Consider the following 25,721-nt stretch of genomic DNA (forward strand, 5'->3'; position numbering starts at 1 on the left):
GCCGTCGCCATCGAGGACGCCCCCGCGGTCGGGTCCCTGCGCCGCGACGAGGGCGGGCTGCGCCGGTTCCTGACCTCGGTGGGCGAGGCCCACACCCACGGCGTCACCGTCCGGTGGACCTCCCTGTTCCCCGGCCCACGCCGCCACCTCGACCTGCCCACCTACCCCTTCCAACGCCGCCGCTACTGGGTGGACACCGTCCCCGGCGAGGTGCCGCGGGAGCGGCCAGAAGAGGCCGGGACACCGCTGCGGGACAGCCTCGCCGGGCTGACCGAGGAGGAGCGGAGCCGGGCCGTCGCCGAGCTGGTCGCGCGGCACATCGACGCGGTGCTCGGGCGGACCGATCCGGTGTCGGCGGGGCGGTCGTTCAGCGAGCTGGGGTTCGTGTCCCTCACCGCCGTCGAGCTGCGCAACCGGCTGAACGCCGCCACCGGCCTCAAGCTGCCCGCCACGGTGGTGTTCGACCACCCGACCCCGGCCGCGCTCGCCGCCCATGTGCTGGCCCTGATCGACGGCGCCGACCCCGCCGAGCCCGCGGCCGAGGCGCCCGCGGCCGCACCCGCCGCCGCGGCGGGCGGCGAGCCCATCGCCATCGTCGCCATGGCGTGCCGCTTCCCCGCCGGGGTCGACTCCCCCGAGGAGCTGTGGCGACTTGTCGACTCCGGCGGTGACGCCATCGCGGAGTTCCCCGCCGACCGGGGCTGGGACATCGAGGCGCTGTACCACCCCGACCCGGACCGGCCCGGCACCACGTACACCCGCAACGGCGGGTTCCTCACCGGCGCCGACCGCTTCGACGCGGCGTTCTTCGGGATCAGCCCGCGCGAGGCCCTGGCCATGGACCCGCAGCAGCGGCTGCTGCTGGAGACCGCCTGGGAGGCGTTCGAACGCGCCGGGATCGACCCGGAGTCGCTGCGCGGCAGCACCACCGGGGTGTTCGCCGGGTCCAGCGGCCAGGACTACCCGGCGCTGCTGGCGGGCGCGGCCGGGAACGTGGAGGGCTACGCGCTGACCGGCAACGCGGCCAGCGTCATCTCCGGCCGCCTGGCGTACACCTTCGGCCTGGAGGGGCCCGCGGTGACGGTGGACACGGCCTGCTCGTCGTCGCTGGTGGCGCTGCACCTGGCCTGCCAGTCGCTGCGCACGGGGGAGTCCTCCCTGGCGCTGGCGGGCGGGGTGACCGTGCTGTCCACGCCGCAGGCGTTCGTCGCCTTCAGCCGCCAGCGGGGGCTGGCGCCGGACGGGCGGTGCAAGGCGTTCTCGGCGTCCGCGGACGGCACGGCGTGGAGCGAGGGCGTGGGTGTGCTGCTGCTGGAGCGGCTGTCCGACGCCCGCAGGAACGGCCACCCGGTCCTCGCCGTCGTCCGCGGCTCCGCCACCAACCAGGACGGCGCGTCCAACGGGCTGGCCGCGCCCAACGGCCCGTCGCAGCAGCGCGTCATCCGGCAGGCGCTGGCCAACGCGCGGCTGGCCGCGGGCGAGGTGGACGCGGTGGACGCCCACGGCACGGGCACCGCGCTCGGCGACCCCATCGAGGCGCAGGCCCTGCTCGCCACCTACGGCCGGGACCGCCCGGAGGACAGCCCGCTGTGGCTGGGCTCGGTGAAGTCCAACCTGGGCCACACCGCGGCGGCGGCCGGCATGGCCGGGGTGATCAAGATGGTGCTGGCCATGCGGCACGGGGTGCTGCCGCGCACCCTGCACGTGGACGAGCCCACCGGGCACGTGGACTGGTCGTCGGGCGCCGTGGCGCTGCTGGCCGAGCCCCGGCCGTGGCCCGACTCCGGGCGTCCGCGCCGCGCGGGCGTGTCGGCGTTCGGGATCAGCGGGACCAACGCCCACGTGATCATCGAGCAGGCCCCACTGGACGCCCCGCGGGACGCCCCCGAGGCGGCGGGGCCCGCCGCACCGGACGAGGCTGCCGCCGTCCGCGCGGAGCCGTCCGCGCCCGTGCCGTGGCTGCTGTCCGCCAGGTCCGAGCCCGCGCTGCGGGACCAGGCCCGGCGACTGCGCGCCCACCTGGAGGGGCGGCCGGACCTGGCGCCCGCGGACGTCGCGCACTCCCTGGCGCTCGGCCGGGCCGCGCTGCCCCGCCGGGCGGCCGCGGTGGGCCGGGACCGCGCCGCGCTGCTGGCCGGGCTCGACGCGCTGGCCTCCGGCGGCGCCGCCCCCGGCGTGGTGCGGGACCTGGCCCGGGAGGGCCGCACCGGGTGGCTCTTCCCCGGCCAGGGCGCCCAGACGCCGGGCATGGGGCGGGAGCTGCACGCGGCGTTCCCGGCGTTCGCCGACGCCCTGGACGAGGTGTGCGCCCACCTCGACCCGCACCTGCCCCGGCCGCTGCGCGAGGTGATGTTCGCGGACCCCGGGTCGGCGCGCGCCGAGCTGCTCGACGGCACCGCGTTCACCCAGGCCGGCCTGTTCGCGGTCGGGGTGGCGCTGTTCCGGCTGCTGCGCACCTGGGGCGTGGGCGCCGACGCCGTGGCCGGGCACTCCCTGGGCGAGCTGACGGCCGCGCACGTCGCCGGGGTGCTGTCCCTGCCCGACGCCTGCGCGCTGGTGGCGGCCCGCGGGCGGCTGATGGAAGCGGCGCCGCCCGGGGCGATGCTCGTGGTCAGGGCGGCCGAGGCGGAGGTGCTGCCGCTGCTGGCCGGGCACGAGGACGCGGTGGGCTTCGCCGCCGTCAACGCGCCCGCCGCCACGGTGCTCTCCGGCACCGAGGACGCCGTCGGCGAGGTCGCCGCCCGGCTCGACCGGCTCGGCCTCAGGACCCGGCGCCTGCGCGTGTCGCGGGCCTTCCACTCGCCGCTGATGGACGGGGTGCTCGCCGAGTTCGGCCGGGTGGCGAAGGAGCTGTCGTACCACCGGCCGCGCCTGCCGCTGATCTCCAACGTCACCGGCGCCCGGGCCGGCGACGAGGTGTGCTCCGCCGAGTACTGGACGCGCCATGTGCGCGAGCCGGTGCGGTTCCTCGACGGCGTCAGGGCGATGGCGGCGGCGGGCGTCACCACGTTCCTCGAGGCCGGGCCCGGCGGCGGCCTTTCCACGCTGACCCGGGAGTGCCTGGACGCGGGCGACGGACGCGAGGCGCCCGCGGTCGCCGTGCCGCTGCTGCGGCGCGGCCGGCCCGAGGACGACAGCGTGACGACGGCCCTCGCCCACGCCCACGCCCGCGGGGTGCCGGTGGACTGGCGGGCCGTGCTCGCGCCGTGGCGCGGACGGCGGGTGGACCTGCCGACTTACCCGTTCCAGCGGCAGCGGTACTGGCCGGACGGCGTGTCGTGGCCCGCCGCCGGTCCCGCCGCCGGTCCCGCCGCCGCGCCCGCCCCCGAGACGGCCGGCCCCGAGGCGGCCGGCCCCGGCGACGGGACCGGGGCGGGCGAGGACCCGGAGGCCGCCCGCCGCCGCCTCGCCGCCCTGCCGGACACCGAACGGGCGCGGGCCGTGCGGGAGCTGATCGCCGCCCACGCCGCAGCCGTGCTCGGGCACACCGGCGCCCAGGCCGTGGCGGACAGCCCGGGACTGCCCGAGCTGGGCTTCGACTCGCTGGCGTCCACCGAGCTCAGCGCCGCCCTCACCACCGCCACCGGCGTGCCCCTGGCCGCCACCGCCGTCTTCGAGCACCCCACCCTGGACGCGCTCACCGCGCACCTGCTGGCCGGCCTCGACGCCCCCGCCGACCCGGACCGGGACCGCCCCGCGGCCGGGGACACCCTCACCTCGCTGGCGCTGCGCGCCGCGGACGACGGCCGGTATGCGGAGTTCGAGGAGCTGCTGCGGACCGCGTCCCGGTTCCGCCCCGCCTTCACCTCCGCCGACCGCCCGGAGCGGCTGCCCGCCGCGGTCCGGCTGGCCCGCGGGGCGTCCGGGCCGGCGCTGTTCTGCTTCCCGTCCTTCGCCGGCCGGTCCGGCGCCGACCAGTACGCCCGCATCGCGGCCGCCGCCGCGGGGCAGCGCGACCTGTGGGCGCTGCCCGGGCCCGGGTTCGCCGCGGGCGAGCCCCTCCCCGCCGACGTCGCGGCGCTGGCGCTGGCCCACGCCGAGGAGGTGATCCGCCACGCGGGCGGCGAACCGTTCGCGGTCCTCGGCCACTCCGCGGGCGGCTGGGTCGCCCACGCGGTGGCCGCCCGGCTGGCGCGACTGGGCCGGCCCCCGGTCGCGGTGGTGCTGCTGGACAGCCATCCGCCGGGCAGCGCCGCCCTGCCGCTGATCCAGGCCGAGGCCGGGCGGCGGCTCCTCGACGGCGCGGCCCGGGAGCGCCTGGACGACGCGTGCCTGACCGCGATGGGCGGCTACGCCCGCCTCTTCGCCCACTGGCGGCCCGAGGAGCTCACCGCGCCCCTGCTCCACGTCCGGGCCGCCGACCCCCTGCCGGGCCTGCCCGCCGACGGCGGGCGCCCCTCCTGGCCCGGGGAACGGCGCACCGCCGACGCGCCGGGCGACCACTTCACGATGCTCGGCGAACACGGCGCCACCACGATGCGCGCCGTCCACGACCTCCTCGCCGGGCTGCCCCCGGCCGGGACAGCACCGGCGCCATGGCGACCGGGCGCACCGCGGGCGCGGGCACACCGCCGCGCGAACCAAGGGAAGGAACCCCGATGACCACTGACCACGACCTCGGCGCGCACTCCATGGACCAGGCGGTGCTGGACGGGCAGGCGCCCTACCACCGCCGCGCCCTCGCCTTCTACGACCTGCTCGTCATGCACGGCAGCGCCCCCTGGTGCTGGCGCTGCCCGTCGCGCAACTTCCGGCGCATGTACGACACCTGCGTCGGCGCCAGGCACCTGGAGATCGGGGTCGGCACCGGATACCTGCTCGCGCACTGCCGGTTCCCGGTGCCGGACCCGCGGATCACCCTCGTCGACCTGAACCCGGCCACCCTGGAGTACACCGCGCAGCGGCTGAAGCGGTACCGCACCGAGCGGGTGCTCGCGAACGCGCTGGAGCCCCTGCCGGTGCCGCCCGGCTCCTTCGACTCCGCCGCCCTCAGCTTCCTGCTGCACTGCATCCCCGGCGACATCACGGAGAAGGGTGTCGCCCTGGCGCACGCGGCCGCCGCGGTCCGGCCCGGCGGCGTCGTGTTCGGCAGCACCGTGCTGGCCTCCGGGGTGCCGGTCAGCCGCGCCGGGCGCTCCCTGATGGGCAAGCTCAACGCCAAGGGCGTCTTCCACAACGACCGCGACGACCTCGGCGACCTGCGCGACCAGCTCACCCGCCACTTCGAGCGGCACGAACTCGTCACGCGCGGCTGCGTCGGCCTGTTCCGCGCGTGGACGGCCCGGTGACCCGGCGCCCCCCGCACCCGCTACCGGAAACGTCCACCCCACCGGAAGGCACCACGCCCATGGGCACCCACTGGTACACCATCGAGGAAGCCGACGACTCGTTCCTGACGTCGGCGCCGCTGCGCCACGCCCGCTCCGTGGACATCCCGTTCCCGGCCGAGGACACCTGGGCGGTCCTCACCGGCGACGGCGCCTCCAGTTGGACCCGCGGCATGAAGAAGCTCGTGTGGACCTCCCCCCGGCCGTTCGGCGTCGGCACCACCCGGGAGATCCACATGAGCGGCGACTTCGTGCTGCGCGAGCGCTTCTACCGCTGGGACGAGGGCCACCGCAAGACCTTCACCGGCACCGCCGCCACCCGCTCGTTCTTCCTGCGGCTGGTCGAGGACTACGTGGTCGAGCCGACCGCGCACGGCTCCCGGCTGCGCTGGCGGTGGGCCGCCGAGCTGCGCCGCCCCTGGACGTATCTGGCCCGCCCGCTGGACGCGCTGGCGTTCGCGCCCACCGGCCGCTCGCACATCGACGGGCTGCCCCGCTACATGGCGCGCCAGGCCCGCCTCGGCGGCGCCCGGACGAAGGGACAGTGACATGTGCGGCATCGCCGGCTGGATCTCCTTCCAGCGCGACCTGACCCGCGAGGCCACCGTCCTGCGGGCGATGAACGACACCATGGCCTGCCGCGGGCCGGACGCCGAGGGCACCTGGCTCGCCGAGCACGCCGCGCTCGGGCACCGCAGACTGGCCGTCATCGACATCGCCGGCGGCGTCCAGCCCATGGTCGCCGACACCCCCGACGGGCAGGTGGCGATGACCTACAGCGGCGAGGCGTACAACTTCGCCGAGCTGCGGGAGGAGCTGCGGCGGCGCGGCCACGCCTTCCGCACCGCGAGCGACACCGAGGTCGTGCTGCGCGGCTACCTCGAGTGGGGCCCCGGCGTCGCCGACCGGCTCAACGGCATGTACGCGCTCGGCATCTGGGACGGCAGGACCGAGCAGCTCGTGCTGGTCCGCGACCGGCTCGGCATCAAGCCCCTGTACTACCACCCCACCAAGGACGGCGTGGTGTTCGGGTCGGAGGCCAAGGCGCTGCTGGCCCACCCGCTGGTCGAGCCCGTCGTCGACACCGACGGCTTCCGCGAGCTGTTCGGCTTCGTCAAGACGCCCGGCCGGGCCGTGTGGGCCGGGATGCGCGAGGTGCGGCCCGGCACGGTCGTCACCGTGGACCGCTCCGGCACCCGCGAGCACGTCTACTGGCAACTGGAGCCCGCCGAGCACCCCGACGACACGCCCGCCACGGTGCGGCGGATCAGGGAGCTGCTGGAGGACACCGTGGCCCGGCAGCTCGTCTCCGACGTCCCGCTGTGCGTGCTGCTCTCCGGGGGCCTGGACTCCAGCGCCCTGACCGCGCTGGCCGCCCGGCTCACCGCGGAGCGCGGCGGACGCGCCCGCAGCTTCACCGTCGACTTCGAGCAGCGCGGCGAGTTCGCCCCCGACGAGCTGCGCGGCAGCCGGGACTCGCCGTACGCCCGCGAGGTCGTCGACCACGTCGGCACCGAGCACCGCGACATCCGCCTGGACCACCTCCAGTTGGCCGACCCCGCGGTGCGCACGGCCACCGTCACCGCCCGCGACCTGCCCTTCGGCTTCGGCGAGGCCGACAACTCGCTGTACCTGCTGTTCCGGGCGATCCGCGAGCACTCCACGGTCGCCCTGTCCGGGGAGTCCGCCGACGAGGTGTTCGGCGGCTACCCGTGGTTCCACCTGCCCGCGGTGCAGCAGGTGCCCATGTTCCCGTGGGTCACCGCGTCCCGGCTCGACCCGTCCGGCCACCCCACCAAGCTCATCCACCCCGACCTGCTCCTCACCGACCTGGACATACCCGGGTACTGGGCCCAGCGGTACGCCGACGCCGTCGCCGCCGTCCCCCGCCTGGAGGGCGAGGACCCGGCCGAGCGGCGGATGCGGGAGTTCTGCCACGTCCACCTGACCAGCCTGCTCGGGATGCTGCTGGACCGTAAGGACCGGATGAGCATGGCCGTCGGTCTCGAGGTGCGAGTGCCGTTCTGCGACCACCGGCTCGTCGGCTACGTGTACAACACCCCGTGGGCGATGAAGACCTTCGACGGGCGGGAGAAGAGCCTGCTGCGCGCCGCCGTGCGGGACCTGCTGCCCGCCTCCGTCGCCGAGCGGCCCAAGGCGCTGTACCCCACCACGCAGGACCCGCGCTACGTCACCGCGCTCCAGCACCAGGTCGCCGACCTGCTGTCGGCCGCCCACCCCGCGGTGGAGTACTTCGACCGGGACGCGCTGCGCCGGGCCGCGAGCAACCCCGCGGAGGCGGTCCACCGCGACGAGCGCGAGGCGTTCGAGCGGGTCCTCGACATGGCCACCTGGCTCGACGTGCGACGCCCGGTCATCAAACTGTCCTGAAGGAGCGGCCCCCATGCCCGTCGACAACGACCTGTACAACGCGCCCGGCTCCTGGTGGCGCGACGACCAGCCGTTCGCCACGCTCATGGCCTTCACCCCGGCCAGGTTCGCCTACTTCCACGAGGTGCTCACCGAGCGGCTGCACGTGGACCTCAAGGGGCTGCGGGTGCTGGACATCGGCTGCGGCGGCGGCCTGCTCGCCGAGGAGTTCGGCCGCGCCGGCTGCCGGGTCACCGGCGTCGACCCCTCCGGTCCCTCCCTGGCCGCCGCGGCCGAGCACGCCGCCGCGTCCGGGCTGGACATCGACTACCGGCAGGCCGTCGCCGAGGAGCTGCCCTTCCCCGACCAGAGCTTCGACCTGGTCTACTGCTGCGACACGCTGGAGCACGTCACCGACACCGACCGGGCCGTCGCCGAGGCGGTCCGGGTGCTGCGGCCCGGCGGCTACTACCTCTACGACACCATCAACCGCACCTTCCGCTCCTGGGTCGGCATGATCAAGATGGCGCAGGACTGGAAGTCCGTGAGCTGGGCCCCCCGCGACCTGCACGAGTGGCGCAAGTTCATCAAGCCCAAGGAGCTGTGGGCCCTGTTCGGCAAGCACGGCCTGGAGAACCTGGACCTGGTGGGCTTCGGGCCCCGCAGGAACCCCCGCGAGGTGCTCGGCCTGGCGCGCAGCCGGGCCCGCGGGCAGATCAGCTACGGGGAACTCGGCCGGCAGATGCGCCTGGGCACCACCAAGGACACCTCCGCCATCTACGCCGGGTACGCCCGGAAGCCCGAAGGAGGCACGCATGGCCGGCGGTAGCCGCGCGGCCGGCACCCCCCGGGTCAGGGTGCCGGTGCTCATCGTGGGCGGCGGCCCCTCCGGCCTCGCCGCTTCCCTGGCCCTGTCCCGCTACGGGGTGCGCCACCTGCTGGTCAACCGGCACCAGGGCACCGCCCACACCCCGCGCGCCCACCTGCTCAACCAGCGCACCGGGGAGATCCTGCGCGACCTCGGCGTCGCCGACCGGGTGCTGGCCCGCGCCACGCCCGGCCACGTCCTGGCCAACCAGGTGTTCATGACCACCTTCGCCGGGCCCGAGGTGGCCCGGATCAGCGCCTACGGCAACGGCCCCGACCGGGTGGGGGAGTACCGCGCCGCCAGCCCCAGCCCCCTGTGCAACCTGCCGCAGAACCTGCTGGAGCCGCTGCTGGCCGAGGCGGTGGCCGAGGCGTGCGCCAGCGAGCTGCGGTTCGGGCAGGAGCTGCTGACCTACCAGCAGGACGACGACGGCGTCACCGCGCTGGTCGCCGACCGGCGCACCGGCCGCGAGTACACCGTGCGCAGCGACTACCTGATCGGCGCCGACGGAGCGCGCAGCCGGGTGCTGGAGCTGGCCGGCCTCGCCGTCGAGGGCGCCACCGGCCTCGCCAGGGCCGTCACCACCTGGTTCGAGGCCGACCTGACCCGCTACGCCGCCCACCGCCCCGGGCTGCTGTACATGGGCGCCGTCCCCGGCAACGGGCCCGCGGACGGCCGGGTGTTCGTGATGCTGAAGCCCTGGACCGAGTGGATGTACCTCACCTTCCCCGGGCCCTCCGCCGCGTTCGACCCCGGCGACACCGAGGCGATGCGGGCGAGCATCCGCGAGAGCGTCGGCGACCCCACCGTGGAGGTCGCCATCAGGAACATCTCCCCGTGGGAGGTCAACAGCGCGGTGGCCACGCGCTACTCGCACGGTCGGGTGTTCTGCGTCGGCGACGCCGTCCACCAGAACCCGCCCACCAACGGCCTCGGTCTCAACACCGGCGTCGCCGACTCGTTCAACCTCTGCTGGAAGCTGGCCCTGGTCCTGGCCGGCCGGGCCGGGCCAGGACTGCTGGAGACCTACGACGCCGAGCGCCGCCCCGTCGGGCAGCAGGCCGTGGACCGCGCGGTGCGCAGCATGTTCGACCTGCTCGCCGTCCCGCAGGCGCTCGGCTTCGCCGACGGGCAGAGCGCCGCCGAGCAGTGGCACCTGCTGGACACCCTGCACGACCCCACACCCGAGGCGGGCAAGCGGCGCGCGGCCCTCGACGCCGCCATGCAGGCCATCAACGGCCAGGCCAACGCCCACGGCGTGGAGATCGGCTACCGCTACCGGCAGGGCGCGGTCGTCCCCGACGGCACCCCCGAGCCCGCCCCCGACCGCGACCCCGAGCTGTACCACCGGCCCACCACCTGGCCGGGCGCCCGGCTGCCGCACGCCTGGCTGGAGGACGGGCGGCACCGCTGCTCCACCCTGGACGTCACCGGGCGCGGCCGGTTCGTGCTGCTCACCGGGCCCGGCGGCGAGGCGTGGCAGGACGCCGCCGCGGAGGCGGCCGGGCTCACCGGGACCGCGGTGGCGGTGCGCGCCGTCGGCACCGCGGAGGGCCTGCGCGACCCGTACGGCACCTGGGCGGCGGTGCGGGAGGTGGACGCCGACGGCTGCGTGCTGGTCCGCCCCGACGGCCATGTCGCCTGGCGCTCCGCCACCGCCCGCGGCGCCGCCGACCTGCCGGACGTCATGGCCGCCCTGCTGGCCCGCACCGCGCCGGCGGCCGGGCCCCGGGCGGACGACGGGCCGTCGCGCTCCGGCGGCTGACGGCGCACCACATACGGCGGCCCCCGCGATCCAGTGCCCGCGGGGGCCGCTCCGGTGACTACGCGCGATGCCTTGACGACCACTTCACCGGTACCTAGAGTCCCATCGGCAGGACGATCGGCAAAGCCGGCGAAACTTTCGGCTCTCTCCCATGCCCGCCGGTCCCCTGCCCGCCCGGCAGCTTCCACGCACCCGGCGCGCCGCGACACCGCGCCGCGACACGGCGCCGCAACTCCGCGGCGCCACCACCCGGCTGCCCTTCCGGCCGGACGGCCGCAACGGTCACCGCACGCACCGCGAGCAGGAGACCGCGGACCGCGCGCCCGCGCCCCGGCGGCCCGGCCACCCGCACCGACCAGCCACAAGGAGAGAGCATGTTCCGCCACCGCTCCGCCCCCCGCCGCCGTCTGAGAGGACCCCTCGCCGGGCTCCTCGCGGCCGGGGTGGCGATGACCATGGCCGCCGGCACCGCCGCGGCGCTCGAGGACCCCGCCCAGGCCGCGACCACGCTCGGGCAGGCAGCCGCGGCCAAGGGCCGCTACTTCGGCTCCGCCACCGACAACCCCGAGCTCTCCGACGCCGCCTACACCCAGATCCTGGGCAGCGAGTTCAACCAGATCACCCCGGGCAACACCATGAAGTGGCAGTTCACCGAGCCCGCGCGGGGACGGTTCGACTACACCGGGGCCGACCAGGTGGTGGACTTCGCCAAGGCGCACAACCAGACCGTGCGCGGCCACACCCTGGTGTGGCACAGCCAGCTCCCCGACTGGGTGAGCAGCGTCCCCGCCGGCGAACTGCTCGGCGTGATGCGCGACCACGTCACCCACGAGGTCAACCACTTCAAGGGCGAACTGATCCACTGGGACGTGGTCAACGAGGCGTTCAACGAGGACGGCACCCGCCGCCCCAGCGTCTTCCAGCAGAAGATCGGCGACAGCTACATCGCCGAGGCGTTCAAGGCCGCCCGCGCCGCCGACCCGGACGTCAAGCTGTACTACAACGACTACAACATCGAGCACCTGGGCCCGAAGAGCGACGCCGTCTACAACCTGGTCAAGCAGTTCAAGGCGCAGGGCGTCCCGATCGACGGCGTGGGCATGCAGGCCCACCTGATCAGCGGCCAGGTCCCGACCAGCATCCAGCAGAACATCCAGCGCTTCGCCGACCTCGGCGTGGACGTCGCCCTCACCGAGCTCGACATCCGCATGAACCTGCCGCGCACCGCCGCCAAGGACGCCCAGCAGGCCCAGGAGTACGGCGCCGTGGTGCGGGCCTGCCTCGCCGTCAGCCGCTGCGTCGGCATCACCGTGTGGGACTACACGGACAAGTACTCCTGGATCCCGTCCGTCTTCCCCGGCGAGGGCGCGGCCCTGCCGTACGACGAGAACCTCGCCAAGAAGCCCGCCTACCACGCCATCGCCGAGGCGCTCGGCGTCGACGGGCCGCCGCCGACGGGCGGCTGCACCGCGACCTGGCGCGTCGCCAACCAGTGGAACGGCGGGTTCGTCGCCGAGATCGCCGTCCGGAACACCGGCACGGGCCCCATCGGCGGCTGGACCGTGAAGTGGACCCTGGCGAACGGCCAGACCGTCACCAACGCGTGGAACGGCACGCTGTCCGTGACCGGCTCCGCCGCCACCCTCCGCAACGCCTCCTACAACGGCACGCTGAGCGCCGGCGCCGCCACCACCGCGGGCCTCCAGGGCACCGGCCCCGCCACCGTGCCCACCGACGTGACCTGCACCGCCGCCTGACCCCGGGACGGGCCGCACCGGTCCGCACCGACCCGCCCGGCCCCGCGCACCCCCGTGCCGCGGGGCCGGGCCCCGCCCCGGGCGCCGCTCACCTCTCCCCGGCTGCGCTCACCTCTCCCCGGCTGCGCCGAGCGTGGCGTACTCCACCGTGCGGTCGCACCAGCGCTCCAGCAGCGTCCTGTCGTGCCCGACCGCGAGCAGCCCCGCCCCGCTCTCGCCGCGGTACGCCTCCACCACCGCGACCAGCGCGGCCGTGGTGGAGGCGTCCAGCATCGCGGTCATCTCGTCGCACACCAGCACCCGCGGCCGCAGCACCAGGGCCCGCGCCAGGCAGGCCCGCTGCAACTGGCCGTCGCTGACCTCGTGCGGGCGGCGGGGGAGCAGGTCCGCGCCGAGGCCCACCGCGGCGGCCAGCTCCGCCACCCGCCCGGCCACCTCCGCCCCGCGGTGCCCAGTGGCGCGCAGCGGCTCGGCCACCAGGTCGGCGAGGCTGAGCCGGGGGTCGGCGGCGAGCCGCGGCTGCTGGAACACCACGCCGACCGCGGTGCGCTGGGCCCGCGGCGCCCGGTGCCGCCAGCCGCGCGCCGGCTCCCCGTGCAGCAGCACCGTCCCCGCGTACGGGCGGTGCAGCAGCGCCGCCACCCGGGCCAGGGTGGACTTGCCGCAGCCGCTCGGCCCGAGCAGCCCGACGGCCTCGCCCGCCGCGACGCTCAGCGACACCTCGCGCGCCACGGGGCGCCGCGGGTCGTACCCGGCGGTCACCCGGCGCAGCTCCAGCGCCGCCGCCTCGCCGCTCACCGCGCCCCACCTCCCGCGATGCCCGCGCCGGCTTCGGCCGCGCCCGCGGGACGGTGGCAGGCCACGCCGTCCGCGAGTTCCGGCACGGCGGCGCACACGGCGCCGGCCCGCGGGCAGCGCGGCGCGAACGCGCAGCCGTCCGGGAGGTCGCCCAGGTCCGGCGGCATGCCCGGGATCGGGCTGAACGCCCGGTCCGGCAAAGCGTCCAGCAGGCCCCGGGCGTACGGGTGGCGGGGCCCGGGCGCGCCGAAGAACTCCGCCGCCCCGGCCACCTCGACGATCCGGCCCGCGTACATCACCGCGACCCGGTCGGCGACGCGCTCGGCCGCCGCCAGGTCGTGCGTGATGATCAGCAGCCCGCGCCCGCCGTCCACATGCCGCCGCAGCTCGTCGGTGGTCCGCTCCACCAGGTCCCGGTCCAGCCCCGTGGTGGGCTCGTCCGCGATGAGCAGCGGCGCGTCCCCGACCAGCGCCAGCGCGGTCGCGGCGCGCTGCGCGAGTCCGCCGGAGAGCTGGTGCGGGAAGCGGTCGAGGTGGTCGGCGGGGAACGCCCCGCGCTCCGCCGCCGCCGGGACGGCGCGGCGGGCGTCCCGGCGCGGCACCCCGGTCAGCTCCCGCACCGCCTCCGCCAGATGGGCGCGGACGGTGCGCACCGGGGTCAGGTGTGCGGCGGGGCTCTGCGGCACCAGGCCGACGCGCCGCCCGCGCACCGTGCGGGCCAGGGCGCGCTCGCCCGCGGTGAGCAGGTCCAGGCCGTCGCCGAGCACGGCGGAGCCGCGGGCCCGCGCGTTGCCCGGCAGCAGGCCGAGCAGCGCGGAGGCGAGCACGGACTTGCCGCAGCCGCTCTCGCCGACCAGCGCCAGGCACTCCCCGGCGGCCAGGTCGAACGAGACGTCGGTGACGGCGGCGACGTGCCGCCCGCCGCGCAGCAGGAACCGCACGGACAGGCCGCGCACCGACAGCAGCGGCCCCGCGGGGGCCTCGGCGCTCACGGCGGCGCTCACAGCATCAGCTCCGATCGGCGGCGCGGGGACAGGTGCTCCCGCCACACGCCGGCGAGCCCGGCGACGGCGAGGGTGGGGACGATGATGAACAGGCCGGGGAACAGCGTCGGCCACCACTCGCCGACGAGCAGCGTGCCGCGCGCGTCCTGGATCATGTTGCCGAGGCTGGCGCGGTGCGTGGGCAGTCCGAGCCCGAGGAAGGACAGCGCCGACTCGTGCCAGATGGCGTGCGGCACCATCAGCACGGCGGCGATCCCGGCCTGCGGCAGCACCGCGGGCAGCAGGTGCCGCACCACCACCCGGGTGCGGGAGGCGCCGCCGGAGACCGCCGCGTCGATGTACGGGCGCGAGCGCAGCGACAGCACCTCGGCGCGCACGATCCGCGCGGTGGACAGCCAGTGCGTCAGCCCCACGGACACCACCACCGGCCACACGCCCGGCCGGAACATCGCCACGATGAAGATGCCCAGCAGCAGGTGCGGCACGGAGGAGAACACGTCCACCACCCGCATCACCAGGTAGTCGGTCCGGCCGCCCGCGGCGCCCGCGGCGGCGCCCACGGCGGTGCCGACCACCGTGGCGACCAGCGCGGCCACCACCCCGACGAACAGCGACACCCGCAGCCCGTGCACACAGCGCAGCAGGACGTCGCGGCCCACGTCGTCGGTGCCGAACGGGTGCTCCCACGACGGCGGGCGCAGCTTCGCCCCCATGTCCACCGCCTGCTCGTCCAGCGGGTGCAGCACCGGCACCAGCAGCACCGCCAGCACCACCGCCGCCATAATCCCGGCGGACGCGTACACGCGCACCGCCCTTGCGGTGCCGCCCCCGGCGCCGCGGCCGCCCGCGATCCAGCCCTGCTCCGTCACATCTCCTCCAGGTCCACCCGCGGGTCGGCGAGCCCGTACAGCAGGTCGGCGAGCAGGTTCCCGGCGAGCACCGCCAGCGTGGCCAGCGCCGTCAGCGCCGCGAGCAGCGGGAAGTCGGCGGAGGTGGCCGCCTCCACGGTGGCCGAGGCGATGCCGGGCCAACTGAACACCGTCTCGATCAGCAGCGCCCCGGTGATCAGCTCCGGCACCCGCGACCCGATCAGGGTCAGCACCGGCAGCAGCCCGCTGGGCAGCGCGTGCCGCAGCAGCACGGTGCGCTCGCGCAGCCCCCGCGCCCGCGCGCCGCGCACCGGGTCCTCCTCCAGCGCGTCCACCACGCCCTGCCGCACGTACAGCACGAACCACGGCGCCTGGGACAGCGCCAGCACCCCGGCGGGCAGCACCAGATGGCTCAGCAGCGCGCCCGCGGTGACCACGTCGCTGCCGGTGTCGGTCAGCCCGCCCGCCGGCAGCACGTCGAGCCGCAGCGCGAACAGCCAGATCACCAGCAGCCCGGTCCAGAACGGCGGGGCGGCCTGGAGCAGGTAGGCCAGGGAGGTGACGGCCCGGTCCAGCATCCCGCCGCGCCGCCACGCCGCCGCCACCCCGAGCACGGTGCCCCCCGCCACCGCGAGCGCGAAGCCCGTCGCGCACAGCAGCGCCGACCAGCCCAGCCGCTCGCCGATCACCTGCGCGACGGGCTGGCGCAGGGCCGCCGAGTCGCCCAGGTCCCCGGTGAGCGCCCGGGTGACCCAGTCCCACCACTGCCGGGTGAACGGCCGGTCGGCGCCGAGGTTGCGCCGCAGTTGGTCCAGGGTCTCCTGGGAGGCGCTGAGCCCCGCGTCGCCCGCGTAGCCCTGCACCGGGTCGAACGGGGAGGCCGCGGCGACCGCGAACACCCCGAACGTGACCACCGCCAGCACCGGCACGCACGCCAGCAGGCGCCGCCCGGCCAGCCGGGCCGCCGGGACCCACAGGCCCCGGCGGCCCGCCGCCGCCTGCTTCATCCCTCGCGCCGCCAGTCCTCGATGTTCCACCAGGGGCCCGAGCCGAACCCGTGGTCGTGCGGCTCGACCTGGGTGGTCAGGTCCCGCCAGCCGCGCTCCACGACGTACACGTGGTCGATGTGGGTGAGGAAGGTGTACCCGGGGTCGTCGCGCAGCTCCCGCTGGACGGCCCGGTACGCCTCCAGGCGCACCGCCTTGTCGCCGCTGCGCCGCCCCTTCTCCAGTTGCTCGTCCACCCGCGGGTTGCGGTAGCGGCCCATGTTGTTCCAGCCGTTGCCGATCTGCCCGGAGTGCAGCGTCGGGTACAGGTCGAAGTCCGGGTCGGCGGGGGAGCCGTTGCCCATCAGCACCGCGTCGCGGTCGAGCCGGGCCCGCACCACCTCGCGGGTGCCGGCCTGCACGGTCACCGCGATGCCGGCCTTCTTCGCGTCGGAGGCGTACGCCAGCGCGTGGTCCTGGCGCAGCTTGTCCCCGGCGAAGTACCACAGGGTGAAGGCGGCCCGCCGCCCGTCCTTGCTCCGGACGCCGCCCTTGCCGGGCTTCCAGCCGGCCGCGTCCAGGATCCGCCGGGCCTCGTCCACATCGTGCCGCCGCTCGGTGCCGCGGGCGAACCACGGACTGTCGGCGGGCAGCGGGCCGTGCGCGGCCCTGCCCGCGCCGTCGAGCACCGAACGCACGATGGCGTCGCGGTCCACGGCCGTGTCCAGGGCGCGGCGCACCGCCCGGTCGCCGGTGACCGGGTTGCCGGACGGCAGGGTGACGGCGCGGTAGTCGGCCGACTTGGCGCGCAGCACCCGCCTGCCGCCGTCCTTCTCGAACGCGGCGGCCAGGTTGGGCGGCAGCACGGCCGCGTCCAGGTCGCCGGAGCGCAGCCGGGTGGCGCGCACGTTGTCGTCCTCGATGACCGCCATCACCAGCCGCTTCACCTCCGGCTCGCCACCCCACCAGCGCGGGTTGGCGGTGAAGGTGAGCTTCTCGCCCTTGCGCCAGGAGTCGAGCCGGTAGGGCCCGGTGCCCACCGGCTCGGTGTTGTACGAGCCGGTGTTGACGTCCTGGCCGCCCGCGGCCGCGGCGGAGGCGATGGGCAGCACGGTGCGCTCGGCGAACGCCGCGTAGGGGTACTTGAGCCGGAACACCACCGTGTGGTCGCCCTGGGCGCGCACGTCGGCGAGCGCGGCGAGCTCGTCCTTGGACGGGTTGTTGGTCTTCTCGTCCGTGACCGTCCGGTAGGTGAACACCACGTCCCGCGCCGTGAACGGCTTGCCGTCGCTGAACGTCACGCCCTTGCGCAGGGTGTAGGTGTACGTCCTGCCGCCGTCGCTCACCTCGGGCAGCGCGGTGGCCAGCGCGGGCTTGAGGTTCATGTCCGCGTCATGGGTGAGCAGGCCGTCGAAGATCTTGGAGTTGCCGTCCTTGCCGTAGCCGAGCAGCGGGCTCAGGGTCTCCGGCTCGTAGGCGACGCCGATGGTGACGGTGCCGCCGCCCCCCTTGCCTCCCGAGTCCCCGTCCCCGTCGCCGCCGGGGGCGGAACACGCCGTCAACGCGGCCAGCAGGACCGCGGCCGTCGCGGTGGCGGCCGTGCGTACCGTCCGGGCAGTCATCCGTTCCCCACCCTTATTGATGATCATGTGTGATTGCGAACGATTCGCAATTAAAGCATGATCGCCGGGCGGCCCGCCGAACAGGTGGCCGAACCGGGAGGCCGGGCGGTCGAACGGGCGGCCGAAGAGACGGCCGGTCGGACGGCGTCCCGGCCTGGCAGACTGCGCCCATGATCTCGGAGACCATCGACGCCTCGGCCGCCGGCACCTGGCGGCTCGGCGACCTCACCGTCAACCGCCTCGGCTTCGGCGCCATGCGCCTGACCGGCAGCGCCGTCTTCGGCCGCGGCGAGCCGAGCGACCGCGACCGGGCGGTCGCCGTGCTGCGCCGCGCGGTCGAGCTCGGCGTGAACCACATCGACACCGCCGCGTTCTACTTCTCGCCGCTGCGCTCCGCCAACGAGCTGATCAACCGGGCGCTGTCGCCGTACCCGGAAGGGCTGGTCATCGCCACCAAGGTCTGGGCCGGGCGGGACCCCTCGGGCGAGTGGTGGTGGGCCACCCCCGGGCAGTTGCGCGGCCAGGTGGAGGAGAACCTGCGCCAGTTGGGCCGCGACCACCTGGACGTGGTCAACCTGCGCCTCCCCCCGAGCGCCCGGGACGGCTCGATCGCCGAGCACTTCGGCGCCCTGGCCGAGCTGCGCGAGGCCGGACTCGTCCGGCACCTGGGCATCTCCAACGCCACCGCCGCCCACCTGGCCGAGGCCCGGGCCATCGCCCCCGTGGTGTGCGTGCAGAACGCCTACGGCACCGGCGCCCCGGCCGAGGAGCAGGCGCTGCTGCGGACCTGCGGCGAGCAGGGCATCGCGTATGTGCCGTTCTTCGCGATCGCCGGCGCGGGACGCGAGGCGGGCGCGGGCGGCGACAGCGAGCAGGTCCTCGCCGTCGCCCGCGCCTGCGGCGTGTCGCCCGCCCAGGTCAAGCTGGCCTGGACCCTCCACCAGGGCCCGCACGTCCTGGCCATCCCCGGCACCGGCGACCCCGCCCACCTGGAGGAGAACGTGGCCGCGGCCGGACTGCGGCTCACCGGGGACGAACTCGGCCTGCTCGGAAGCTGACGGCCCCGCCCCGCCACGACCGGCGGCCCGCCGGCGCACCGGCCCGCCGCCGGGCCGCCGGCGCACTGCCCCGCCGCCGGGCCGCCGGCTCACTGCTCGGTCTTGGCCGCCATCTGCTGCCGCAGGTCCGCCAGGATCTGCGCCGCCTCCTCCAGGCCCGCGGCGCGGCAGCGGGTCTCCGCCGCGGCGAGCCTGGCCGCCGCCGCCCGCGGGGAGTCCAGGCCGTTGCCCTCGATTAGCGCGGCCACCCGCGCCGCCTCGGCGCGGGGCGCCTCGCCGTGCGGGCCGCCGCCCTCGTAGGCGGTGGCGGCCCGCTCCATCTCGGTGAGCGCGTCCGCGAACCGCCCGGCGTCGGCGAGGGCCCGGGCCCGCTGGTAGTGGACGGCCCCGGCCTCGTACCAGTGCGCGAAGTCCTTCTCGTCCCCGGGCACGCCGGCGCGCAGCTCGTCCGCCTCGGCGAGGTGGCCCAGGGCCGTCTCCAGCCCTTCGGCGCCCTCGTGGGCCATGGTCAGACGGGCGAACTCGCGCGTCATCTCCAGCACCGCGCCCGGCCTCGGCGCCTTGCGGTGCGAGGCCAGGGCCCGCTCGTAGGCGGCGCGGGCGGCGTCCCAGCGGTCGGCCAGGGCCAGCGCCACCGCGGTCTCGGCGGCGACCATGGTGTGGATGCCCTGGTCCTCCCAGGCGGCGACGGTGTCGGCCAGGCGCAGGAACTCCTCGGCGCAGGCCCGGTGCTCCTCCAGGTCCCGCAGCCCGCGGGCCAGGTTGAGCCGGATCTGGGCGGCGAGCCGCTCGTCCAGACCGGCCTGGGCGTCGTCCAGGACGAGGGACTCCAGGATCGCCACGGCCTCGGCCGGCTGCCCGTTGCGGGCGAGGACGTCGGCGAGCTCCAGCCTGGCCTCGGCGGCCCCGCCCGCGTCGCCCTCCCGGTCCATCCGCGCCGCCGCGTCGGACAGGTACCGGGTGGCGCCGGACACGTCGCCGATGTGCGAGCAGGCGTGGCCAAGCAGCACATGCGTACGCGTCGCCGGGAACGAGGCGTCCCCGTACCTGGCGGCCCCGCCCAGCGCCTCCCGCAGCAGCGCCACCGCCTCCTCCGCCCGCCCGAGCTGGAGCAGGATCTGGGCCAGCATCGCCTGCGGCCGCGCCGCCCGCCACGGCTGCCCGGACGACTCCAGCAGCTCCAGCGCGGCGCGCACCTCGGCGGCGGCCTCCTCGAACCGGCCGGCGCGGGCCAGGGAGTCCGCCGTGAACTGGCGCGAGACGGCCGCCTGGTGCGGCACGCCGAGCCGCACCGCCTCGGACAGCAGCGTCCGGTTCAGCGACTCGAACCTCTCCCGGGCCCCGGCGGGGACCTCCCGCGGCCGCGCCGTCGCCTCGCGGTGGGCGGCGAACACCCGGCACTGGAGCACCGTCAGGTACTTGGCGACGCCGACGGGGATGCCCGCGTCGCCCTCGCCGTCGCCGTCGCCCGCGCCGGACGCCGTCGGCTCCTCGGCCTCACGCAGCGCCTCGGCCTCGCGCAGTGCCGCGTCCAGGGCGGCCCACACCTCCTCCGCCGCGGCGGCCGGCTCCTCGTCCTCCCGCGGGGACAGCCACGACGCGGCGCGGGCCCGGGCCGCCACCGCGTGCCAGGGCAGGCCGGCGCGGCCGAACAGCTCGGCCGCCTCGGCCATCGCGGCCCGGCCCTCCGCCTCGCGGTCCTCGTCGTACGCGGTGAACCCGCGCTGCTCGGCGAGTTCGGCCCGCAGTCGCTCCGGCGGGCCGAGGTCCGGGTCGTGCGCGTACCCCTCGGCGGTGGCGCGCTCGGCGATCCGCTCCCACAGCGGGGTGTCGCCGGGATGGCCCTCGGCCGCCATCCGCCGGGCGCGGGCCACCAGGGCGGCGAAGTCGTCGGGGATCTCCGGGGCGGCGGGCGCCGCGACCGGCACGGCCGCGCCGGGGAGGGCGGCCGAGGCCCGCAGTCCCAGCGGCAGGGGCTCGGCGAGCAGCGGCTGCCGCGACAGGCGCAGCCGCCGCCGGTCGCCGACCGCCGGGGTGCCGTTGCGGGCGTCGAACGCCGCCGCCAGGGCGTCCGCCTCACCGTCCACCTGGGCCAGCAGGGACCGCGCCGTCCAGGTGCGGCCGGGCGGGCCGGGCACGGCCGCCTCGGCGTGCCCGGTCTCCACCAGGCGGTTCAGCAGCACCTGGGTGCCGGTGAGGAAGCCGAGACGGGACAGCGGGGAGCCGGCGGCCTCGAACAGCGTGCGGTTCTCCGCCAGGATCTCCAGCCCCCGGCCCTCGTTCCTGGACAGCGCGCAGAACTCCAGGTGCAGCCCGACCTCCTGGGCGTGCCCGGTCTTGCCGCGGGCGAAGCGGTAGCCGGCCAGGTGGTGGGAGCGGGCCTCGTCGGCGCGGCCCAGCCGCAGCAGCGGCAGCAGCGCGCGGGCCTGGCTGAGGTAGGGCTCCTCCGAACACGTCAGGTCTCCGGTCAGCACGTGCCGCCAGATCCGCAGCGCCCCCTCGTCGTCGCCGTGCGCCACGTGGTGCGCGGCCTGCTGCCGGACCTCGCACGCCTCGCAGTCGCTCATCCGGTCCCGGGGCCTGGTCACCCACAGGTCGTAGGCGGTCTCGGCGCCGACGCCGGTGTGCGCGGCGAGGTGGTGCCGCATCGCGGCCACCGACCGCAGGCCGTGCCCGGCCTCGCGGTAGCGGTCCCGCATCTGCCCGATCCACCCCTCGATGGCGCCCAGCGGCACCTCGGGCACCCGGATCAGCGAGGTCGCCACCCACTTGAAGCGCCAGAAGACCTGGTGGCCCTCCCACTCGCTGAACGCCTGCGGCGAGCTGTCCCACAGCTTCAGCACCCGGGCGAAGGCCACCGGCGCCTTGCGGTCCTCGCCCGTGAACTCGTAGGCGGACATCAGCTCGAGCAGCGCCGTCACCAGGGCGTCGGGCTCCTCGAACTGCTCAGCCGCCTCGACCAGCTCCTCCGCGGTGACGGTGCGGTGCAGCCCGTGGGGGCGCTCGTTGTTCTCGCGCAGCGCCTCGAACACGGCCTCCGGGGTGTCCAGCACTTACGCCTCCTTCCGGGGCCCGGGCGTGTCCTGGGCGTGCATCGCGTGGGTGAGCAGGCCGATGAAGGCCCGGTTGAGCAGCGCGCTCTCGCTCGCCCGCAGCGGGCGCCTGGTCAGCAGCAGCGCCTGCCCGTACAGGGCCTCGGCGGCGGTGGCGGCCAGCCCCGGCTCGGTGATCGTGGCGGCCCGGCGCACCAGCGGGTTGAGGTGGTTGAGGACGAGCTGCGCCCGGGGCGCCTCGGCCCGCAGCGAGCCGAGGATGTCCGCCCACAGCCCGTCGCTCTGCTCGGCCAGGCCCGCCCGGGTCCGCTCGTGGCGGGCGTCCCGGTTGTCCAGCAGCAGCGCGGGCGCGGTGACGGGCTGGAAGCTGCGCAGCACCACGTCGCAGTCGTGCTCGCCGACGACCTCGCGGGCCACGGCGAGGAACGCGGCGGCGGCCATCTCCGCGGCCGGGTCCACGGAGTCCAGGTGCGCGGTCACCGTGGCCGGGTCCAGGTCGGTGACCGTCGTGCCGGGCCGGATCTCCGGCAGCCGCAGCACCAGGTCCCGGTCGTAGACGTAGCCGCCGTTGACCACGCCCAGGCCCGCCGCCCCGGCGATCGGCGCGACCTGCCGGAACTCCTCGACGCTGCGGGTCACCAGGACCGTGGCGTGCTTGCGGGTGAACTCCTCCAGCGTCACGTTGCCGTCCGTGGTCTCGAACGGCAGCCACGGCAGCAGCATCCGCAGCAACTCGTCGTCGTACCTGGCCAGCGCCTTGACGGCGAGGTGGTGCACGTCGATGAAGCGGTGCAGCAGCCCCGGGTCGCTGGCGGCGACGCCGGTGAGCCAGTCGCGGATGCGGGCGCCGAGGGCGTCGCGGATCGCGGCCAGCGTCTCGTCCTCGTACAGCGCCTCGCGGGAGGCGGTGGGCCGCAGGCTGGTGGCGTCCACGACGCAGCGCACGAAGAAGGCCCACTCCGGCAGCAGCTCCGTGGCCTGGTCGGACAGCAGCATGCCCTTGAGGTGGACGCGGTGCCCGGCGCGCTGGGCCGGGTTGACGGCCGTGGGCAGCACGTACGCGACCCCGCGCAGGCCCGCGACCGGCAGGTCCAGGTCGATGGTGTCCAGCGGGGTGAAGCCGAACGTGGCGCGGCAGTACTCGGCCAGCGCGTCCCTGCGGGCGAGCGGCGAGGCGTGGCGGCGCTCCCACGGCGGGACCTCGTTGACGCGGACGGCGGTGCCCCGCGGGTCCACCACGGTGACCTCGTGGCGCAGCAGGCTGCCGTAGTGCCGCGCCAGCGCGGTCACCTGGTCGGGGCGGGTCCACTGGGTGTCGTCGGCGCGCGGTGTCAGCCGGACGGTGGTGCCGGGCTCCGGCTTGGCGTCCGCGGGCAGGGTGCGGATGGTGTACCGGCCGTCGGACCGGCCGCGCCACTCCACGACGGGCGCGCCGGGGGCGGCGGCGGACCTGCTGACGACGGTGATCTCGTCGGCGACGACGAAGCAGGCCAGCAGCCCGATGCCGAACTGGCCGATGAAGTCGCCGCGCGCCGCGTCGAGCCCCGCTCCGTCGAGGCCGCCGTCCGGGGAGCGCTTGGAGCTGCGGCCGATGGTGGCGAGGAAGGTGTGCACATCGGCCTCGGTGAGCCCGATGCCGGTGTCGGTGACGGTCAGCGCGTCGGCGCCGGCGGTCACCGTGATCGCGGCGGGCGCCGCCGGGTCGGCGGCCTGCCGGGCGGTGATCGCGTCGACGGCGTTCTGGAGCAGCTCCCGCAGGTACACGCGGGGGCTGGAGTAGAGGTGGCGGGAGAGCAGATCGACCAGGCCGCGCAGATCGACCTGGAAGGTGTGGGCGGTGTGAGGCTGGGACGACACCTGGCGGGCTTTCTGGGAACGGGGAACGGGTGGACTTCGGCGGACGGCGGGTGTGCGGCGGCGGTCAGCCGCCCCACTTGCGGTAGGCCCGCACCGGGTCGCCGTCCAGGTAGTACCAGGGGAATTCGGTGACGCGCCCCTGGAGGGCCTGGAAGATCCCGGCCGCGGCCTGCTTCTCGCCGGCCAGGGCGAAGGCCATGGCGAAGGCGTTGAACGGGTGCGTCCAGCCGCGGGTGCGGACATGGGCCGGGTGGCGGACGGACCGGTCGGCCGCCTCGTGCAGCTCGGCGATCACCCGGGAGCTGCGCATGTGGGCCATGTCCTCGCCCTCGTCCAGGTCGAGCCAGTGCTCGATGTGGGCGATCGCGACGAGCTCGCCGAGCCCGCTGCCCTCCGGCGCCCGCAGCATCGACTCCCGGGCGAAGGCGTGCATCTCCTCGTGCGAGCCGCTCCACTTGCGGCACACCTGCTGCAAACGCTGCCGGTGCACGCCCGGGTGGCCGGGGCAGCGCCGCACGGCGGCCTCGAAGCGGAGCCGGGCCGGCTCGGGATCGACCTGGAGGCCGCGCCCCGTGATCAGCAGGAAGTACCAGGGCGCCACCCACTCCGGCGCGCGCTCGGCCGCCTCGTACAGGTGCTCCTCGGCGACGCCGAGCCGCTCGAAGAACACCTCGAACTGCTCGCTCGAGACGTCCTCGGCGCGCGCCCCGGTGCGGGCCTCCCACGCCCAGGTGACCCCGCGGGCCCCGGCCACCAGCCGGGCGAGCGCCGACTCCGGCTCGGACTCCACCGCCTTGGCGATCCACTCCTCCACGCCCGCGACGTCGGCGACGTGCCCGACGCACCGCGTCAGGTCCTCGCCGTCGGGCACGGCCGCCAGCTCCTCGCGCACCGCGGTCCAGTCCGCGGCCTCGGCGGCCTCGCGCAGTCGCGCCAACTGCGGATCCCCCTCGTCCGGGTCCAGGACGGGCGCGGGACGACGGCGGAAGAACCCCATGGCGGCCTCTCGTGAGCGATGACGGGACAGGGCCGCGGATGCCGTTGATCACCGCCCCCCGAAGGAGTGAATATCATGCCCGTCCGACAATGCCGCGTCGAGGAGATTCGGCACTGGGGAAGGACACCACGACAACAGGGCGGCGGGCGGTCCGCCGGGACGCGCGACGTGGGAAGGGTGGCGATCGGCAGTGACAACGCCGGAGCCGGCGGGCGGAAGCGGGGCGGGCGGGAGCCGGGTCGAGATCGAGTACTGCACGCGGTGCCGGTGGCTGCCCAGGGCGGCGTGGCTGGCCCAGGAGCTGCTCGGCACCTTCGAGGCGCACCTGGGCGAGGTGGCGCTCGTGCCCGGTACCGGAGGGGTGTTCGCGGTGCGGGTCGACGGGGAGTGCGTGTGGGACCGCCGCGAGCAGGGGTTCCCGGAGCCGACGGCCGTCAAGCGCCTGGTCCGCGACCGCGTGGCCCCCGGCCTGAGCCTGGGCCACGCCGACGGCTGAGGCGGCCCGGCCGCTACTCCCCTTCCTCGTCCGCGTCCCTGACCCGGGGTTCCTCCCCGGCCGCCACCGCCGCGAGCGCGGCGCGGTTGCGGTCCACCTCCGCGGTCACCCTCGTCATGAACCAGCGCATGATCTCGTACGGCACCACGTGCTCGTCATGGCTGTGGATGTGGACGGTCGGCTCCGGCGCCGGGTCCTCGTCGGGCACGAACGCCGCGAGGAATGCCCTGCCGGGCAGGTGCGACGAGGTGCCGGGTGCCCCGCCCGCCGGCGCGGGCACGGCCTCGCTGAGCTCCAGGCACCAGGAGTCGTCGGGCAGGGCGTAGTGGTACTGGATCGCGTAGTGGATCCCCGCGTGCTCCCGCAGTTCGGCCATGCCCGCAGACTGCCACGGGCAGGGGCCCGCGGTCGTCCGGATTCCGGGCGGGGCCGGCGGCGCGGGAGAGGGGAGCGGTGGGGACGGAACCGCCGCGCGCACGGGTGTCCGAGCCGGTCCCCTGTCGTGCGGTCCGCGTACGCTCGGCGGGCGTTCACGCTGCTAGGGTGGGCGCCCGGGAGGGATGCCCCATGCCCCATGAGCAGGAGAGCCTGTTCGCGGCCGTCGACGCGCTGCTGGAGGAGTCGGCGGGTTCGCTGCCGCCGCCCGAGGAGCGCGCGCGGCTGCGCGAGGCCGGGAGTCTGACGCAGGCGCAGGTCGCCAAGGCGCTGCGGGTGCGCCGGGAGACCGTCGCCGACTGGGAGGCGGGCCGCACCGAGCCCCGCCCCCCCAAGCGCGCCGCCTACATCCGGCTCCTGGAAGGGCTCGCCGCCCGCCACCCCGCGCCCGCCGTGCCCGCGCCGCCCGCGCCGCCCGCGGTCACCGGCCCGCCGCCTCCGCCGCCGAGGCCCCCGTCG

19 protein-coding genes are annotated in these 25,721 nt (G+C 76.0%); 10 read left to right on the forward strand and 9 right to left on the reverse strand.

Annotated elements, in window-relative coordinates; genetic code table 11:
• From ACYVO2_RS35240 to ACYVO2_RS35270, 7 genes are all read left to right on the forward strand, one after another.
• The coding region (locus ACYVO2_RS35240; protein WP_461012190.1) for a type I polyketide synthase at window positions 1–4,602 on the forward strand (4,602 nt) is incomplete at its 5' end.
• The gene (locus ACYVO2_RS35245; RefSeq protein ID WP_461012191.1) at window positions 4,599–5,288 is read left to right on the forward strand and encodes a class I SAM-dependent methyltransferase; all 690 of its coding nucleotides are present in this window, start codon (window positions 4,599–4,601) and stop codon (window positions 5,286–5,288) included. The genes ACYVO2_RS35240 and ACYVO2_RS35245, both read left to right, overlap by 4 nt.
• A 59-nt stretch (window positions 5,289–5,347) precedes the next feature.
• The gene (locus ACYVO2_RS35250; protein ID WP_461012192.1) at window positions 5,348–5,875 is read left to right on the forward strand and encodes an SRPBCC family protein; all 528 of its coding nucleotides are present in this window, start codon (window positions 5,348–5,350) and stop codon (window positions 5,873–5,875) included.
• A 1-nt stretch (window position 5,876) separates the two neighbouring features.
• Window positions 5,877–7,718: an asparagine synthase (glutamine-hydrolyzing) gene (gene asnB, locus ACYVO2_RS35255; RefSeq protein WP_461012193.1), complete on the forward strand. Its 1,842-nt coding sequence runs from the start codon at window positions 5,877–5,879 to the stop codon at window positions 7,716–7,718.
• Window positions 7,719–7,731: 13 nt separating this feature from the next.
• Window positions 7,732–8,526 (forward strand): bifunctional 2-polyprenyl-6-hydroxyphenol methylase/3-demethylubiquinol 3-O-methyltransferase UbiG, encoded by a 795-nt coding sequence (gene ubiG / locus ACYVO2_RS35260; protein ID WP_461012194.1) that lies wholly within the window; start codon window positions 7,732–7,734, stop codon window positions 8,524–8,526.
• Window positions 8,513–10,330 carry an FAD-dependent monooxygenase gene (locus tag ACYVO2_RS35265; RefSeq protein ID WP_461012195.1) on the forward strand — a complete coding sequence of 606 codons (1,818 nt, stop codon included), beginning with the start codon at window positions 8,513–8,515 and terminating at the stop codon, window positions 10,328–10,330. The genes ubiG and ACYVO2_RS35265 overlap by 14 nt, the downstream gene beginning before the upstream one ends.
• Before the next feature lie 374 nt (window positions 10,331–10,704).
• On the forward strand, window positions 10,705–12,087 hold the full coding sequence (locus ACYVO2_RS35270; RefSeq protein ID WP_461012196.1) for an endo-1,4-beta-xylanase: 1,383 nt from the start codon (window positions 10,705–10,707) through the stop codon (window positions 12,085–12,087).
• A gap of 108 nt (window positions 12,088–12,195) precedes the next feature.
• Here ACYVO2_RS35270 and ACYVO2_RS35275 read toward each other — a convergent pair whose 3' ends face one another.
• From ACYVO2_RS35275 to ACYVO2_RS35295, 5 genes are read right to left on the reverse strand one after another with little or no spacing between them, the layout of a single operon-like run.
• Entirely contained in the window at window positions 12,196–12,885 is a 690-nt protein-coding gene (locus ACYVO2_RS35275; RefSeq protein WP_461012197.1) for an ABC transporter ATP-binding protein, read from the reverse strand.
• On the reverse strand, window positions 12,882–13,889 hold the full coding sequence (locus ACYVO2_RS35280) for an ABC transporter ATP-binding protein (protein WP_461012198.1): 1,008 nt from the start codon (window positions 13,887–13,889) through the stop codon (window positions 12,882–12,884). The genes ACYVO2_RS35275 and ACYVO2_RS35280 overlap by 4 nt, the downstream gene beginning before the upstream one ends.
• On the reverse strand, window positions 13,886–14,698 hold the full coding sequence (locus ACYVO2_RS35285) for an ABC transporter permease (protein WP_461012208.1): 813 nt from the start codon (window positions 14,696–14,698) through the stop codon (window positions 13,886–13,888). Before ACYVO2_RS35285 ends, ACYVO2_RS35280 begins: the two co-directional genes overlap by 4 nt.
• A 56-nt stretch (window positions 14,699–14,754) precedes the next feature.
• Window positions 14,755–15,765 carry an ABC transporter permease gene (locus ACYVO2_RS35290; RefSeq protein WP_461012199.1) on the reverse strand — a complete coding sequence of 337 codons (1,011 nt, stop codon included), beginning with the start codon at window positions 15,763–15,765 and terminating at the stop codon, window positions 14,755–14,757.
• Window positions 15,762–17,366 (reverse strand): ABC transporter substrate-binding protein, encoded by a 1,605-nt coding sequence (locus ACYVO2_RS35295; RefSeq protein ID WP_461012200.1) that lies wholly within the window; start codon window positions 17,364–17,366, stop codon window positions 15,762–15,764. The genes ACYVO2_RS35290 and ACYVO2_RS35295 overlap by 4 nt, the downstream gene beginning before the upstream one ends.
• Before the next feature lie 170 nt (window positions 17,367–17,536).
• On the opposite strand from ACYVO2_RS35295, the gene ACYVO2_RS35300 reads away from it, so the two are divergent.
• On the forward strand, window positions 17,537–18,424 hold the full coding sequence (locus ACYVO2_RS35300) for an oxidoreductase (RefSeq protein ID WP_461012201.1): 888 nt from the start codon (window positions 17,537–17,539) through the stop codon (window positions 18,422–18,424).
• Between the two features lie 89 nt (window positions 18,425–18,513).
• On the opposite strand, the gene ACYVO2_RS35305 is transcribed toward ACYVO2_RS35300, so the two are convergent.
• From ACYVO2_RS35305 to ACYVO2_RS35315, 3 genes are all read right to left on the reverse strand, one after another.
• On the reverse strand, window positions 18,514–21,477 hold the full coding sequence (locus tag ACYVO2_RS35305; protein WP_461012202.1) for a hypothetical protein: 2,964 nt from the start codon (window positions 21,475–21,477) through the stop codon (window positions 18,514–18,516).
• Window positions 21,478–23,334: an HSP90 family protein gene (locus ACYVO2_RS35310; RefSeq protein WP_461012203.1), complete on the reverse strand. Its 1,857-nt coding sequence runs from the start codon at window positions 23,332–23,334 to the stop codon at window positions 21,478–21,480.
• A 64-nt stretch (window positions 23,335–23,398) separates the two neighbouring features.
• The gene (locus tag ACYVO2_RS35315; RefSeq protein WP_461012204.1) at window positions 23,399–24,331 is read right to left on the reverse strand and encodes a hypothetical protein; all 933 of its coding nucleotides are present in this window, start codon (window positions 24,329–24,331) and stop codon (window positions 23,399–23,401) included.
• 190 nt (window positions 24,332–24,521) lie between these two features.
• Between ACYVO2_RS35315 and ACYVO2_RS35320 the strand changes: the two genes are divergently transcribed.
• The gene (locus ACYVO2_RS35320) at window positions 24,522–24,827 is read left to right on the forward strand and encodes an Rdx family protein (RefSeq protein WP_461012205.1); all 306 of its coding nucleotides are present in this window, start codon (window positions 24,522–24,524) and stop codon (window positions 24,825–24,827) included.
• A gap of 13 nt (window positions 24,828–24,840) precedes the next feature.
• On the opposite strand, the gene ACYVO2_RS35325 is transcribed toward ACYVO2_RS35320, so the two are convergent.
• On the reverse strand, window positions 24,841–25,203 hold the full coding sequence (locus ACYVO2_RS35325; RefSeq protein WP_461012206.1) for a hypothetical protein: 363 nt from the start codon (window positions 25,201–25,203) through the stop codon (window positions 24,841–24,843).
• 191 nt (window positions 25,204–25,394) lie between these two features.
• On the opposite strand from ACYVO2_RS35325, the gene ACYVO2_RS35330 reads away from it, so the two are divergent.
• Window positions 25,395–25,721 (forward strand): helix-turn-helix domain-containing protein (locus ACYVO2_RS35330; protein ID WP_461012207.1); only part of this gene is annotated, 327 nt, incomplete at its 3' end.

This window comes from Streptomyces capparidis (assembly GCF_054782095.1).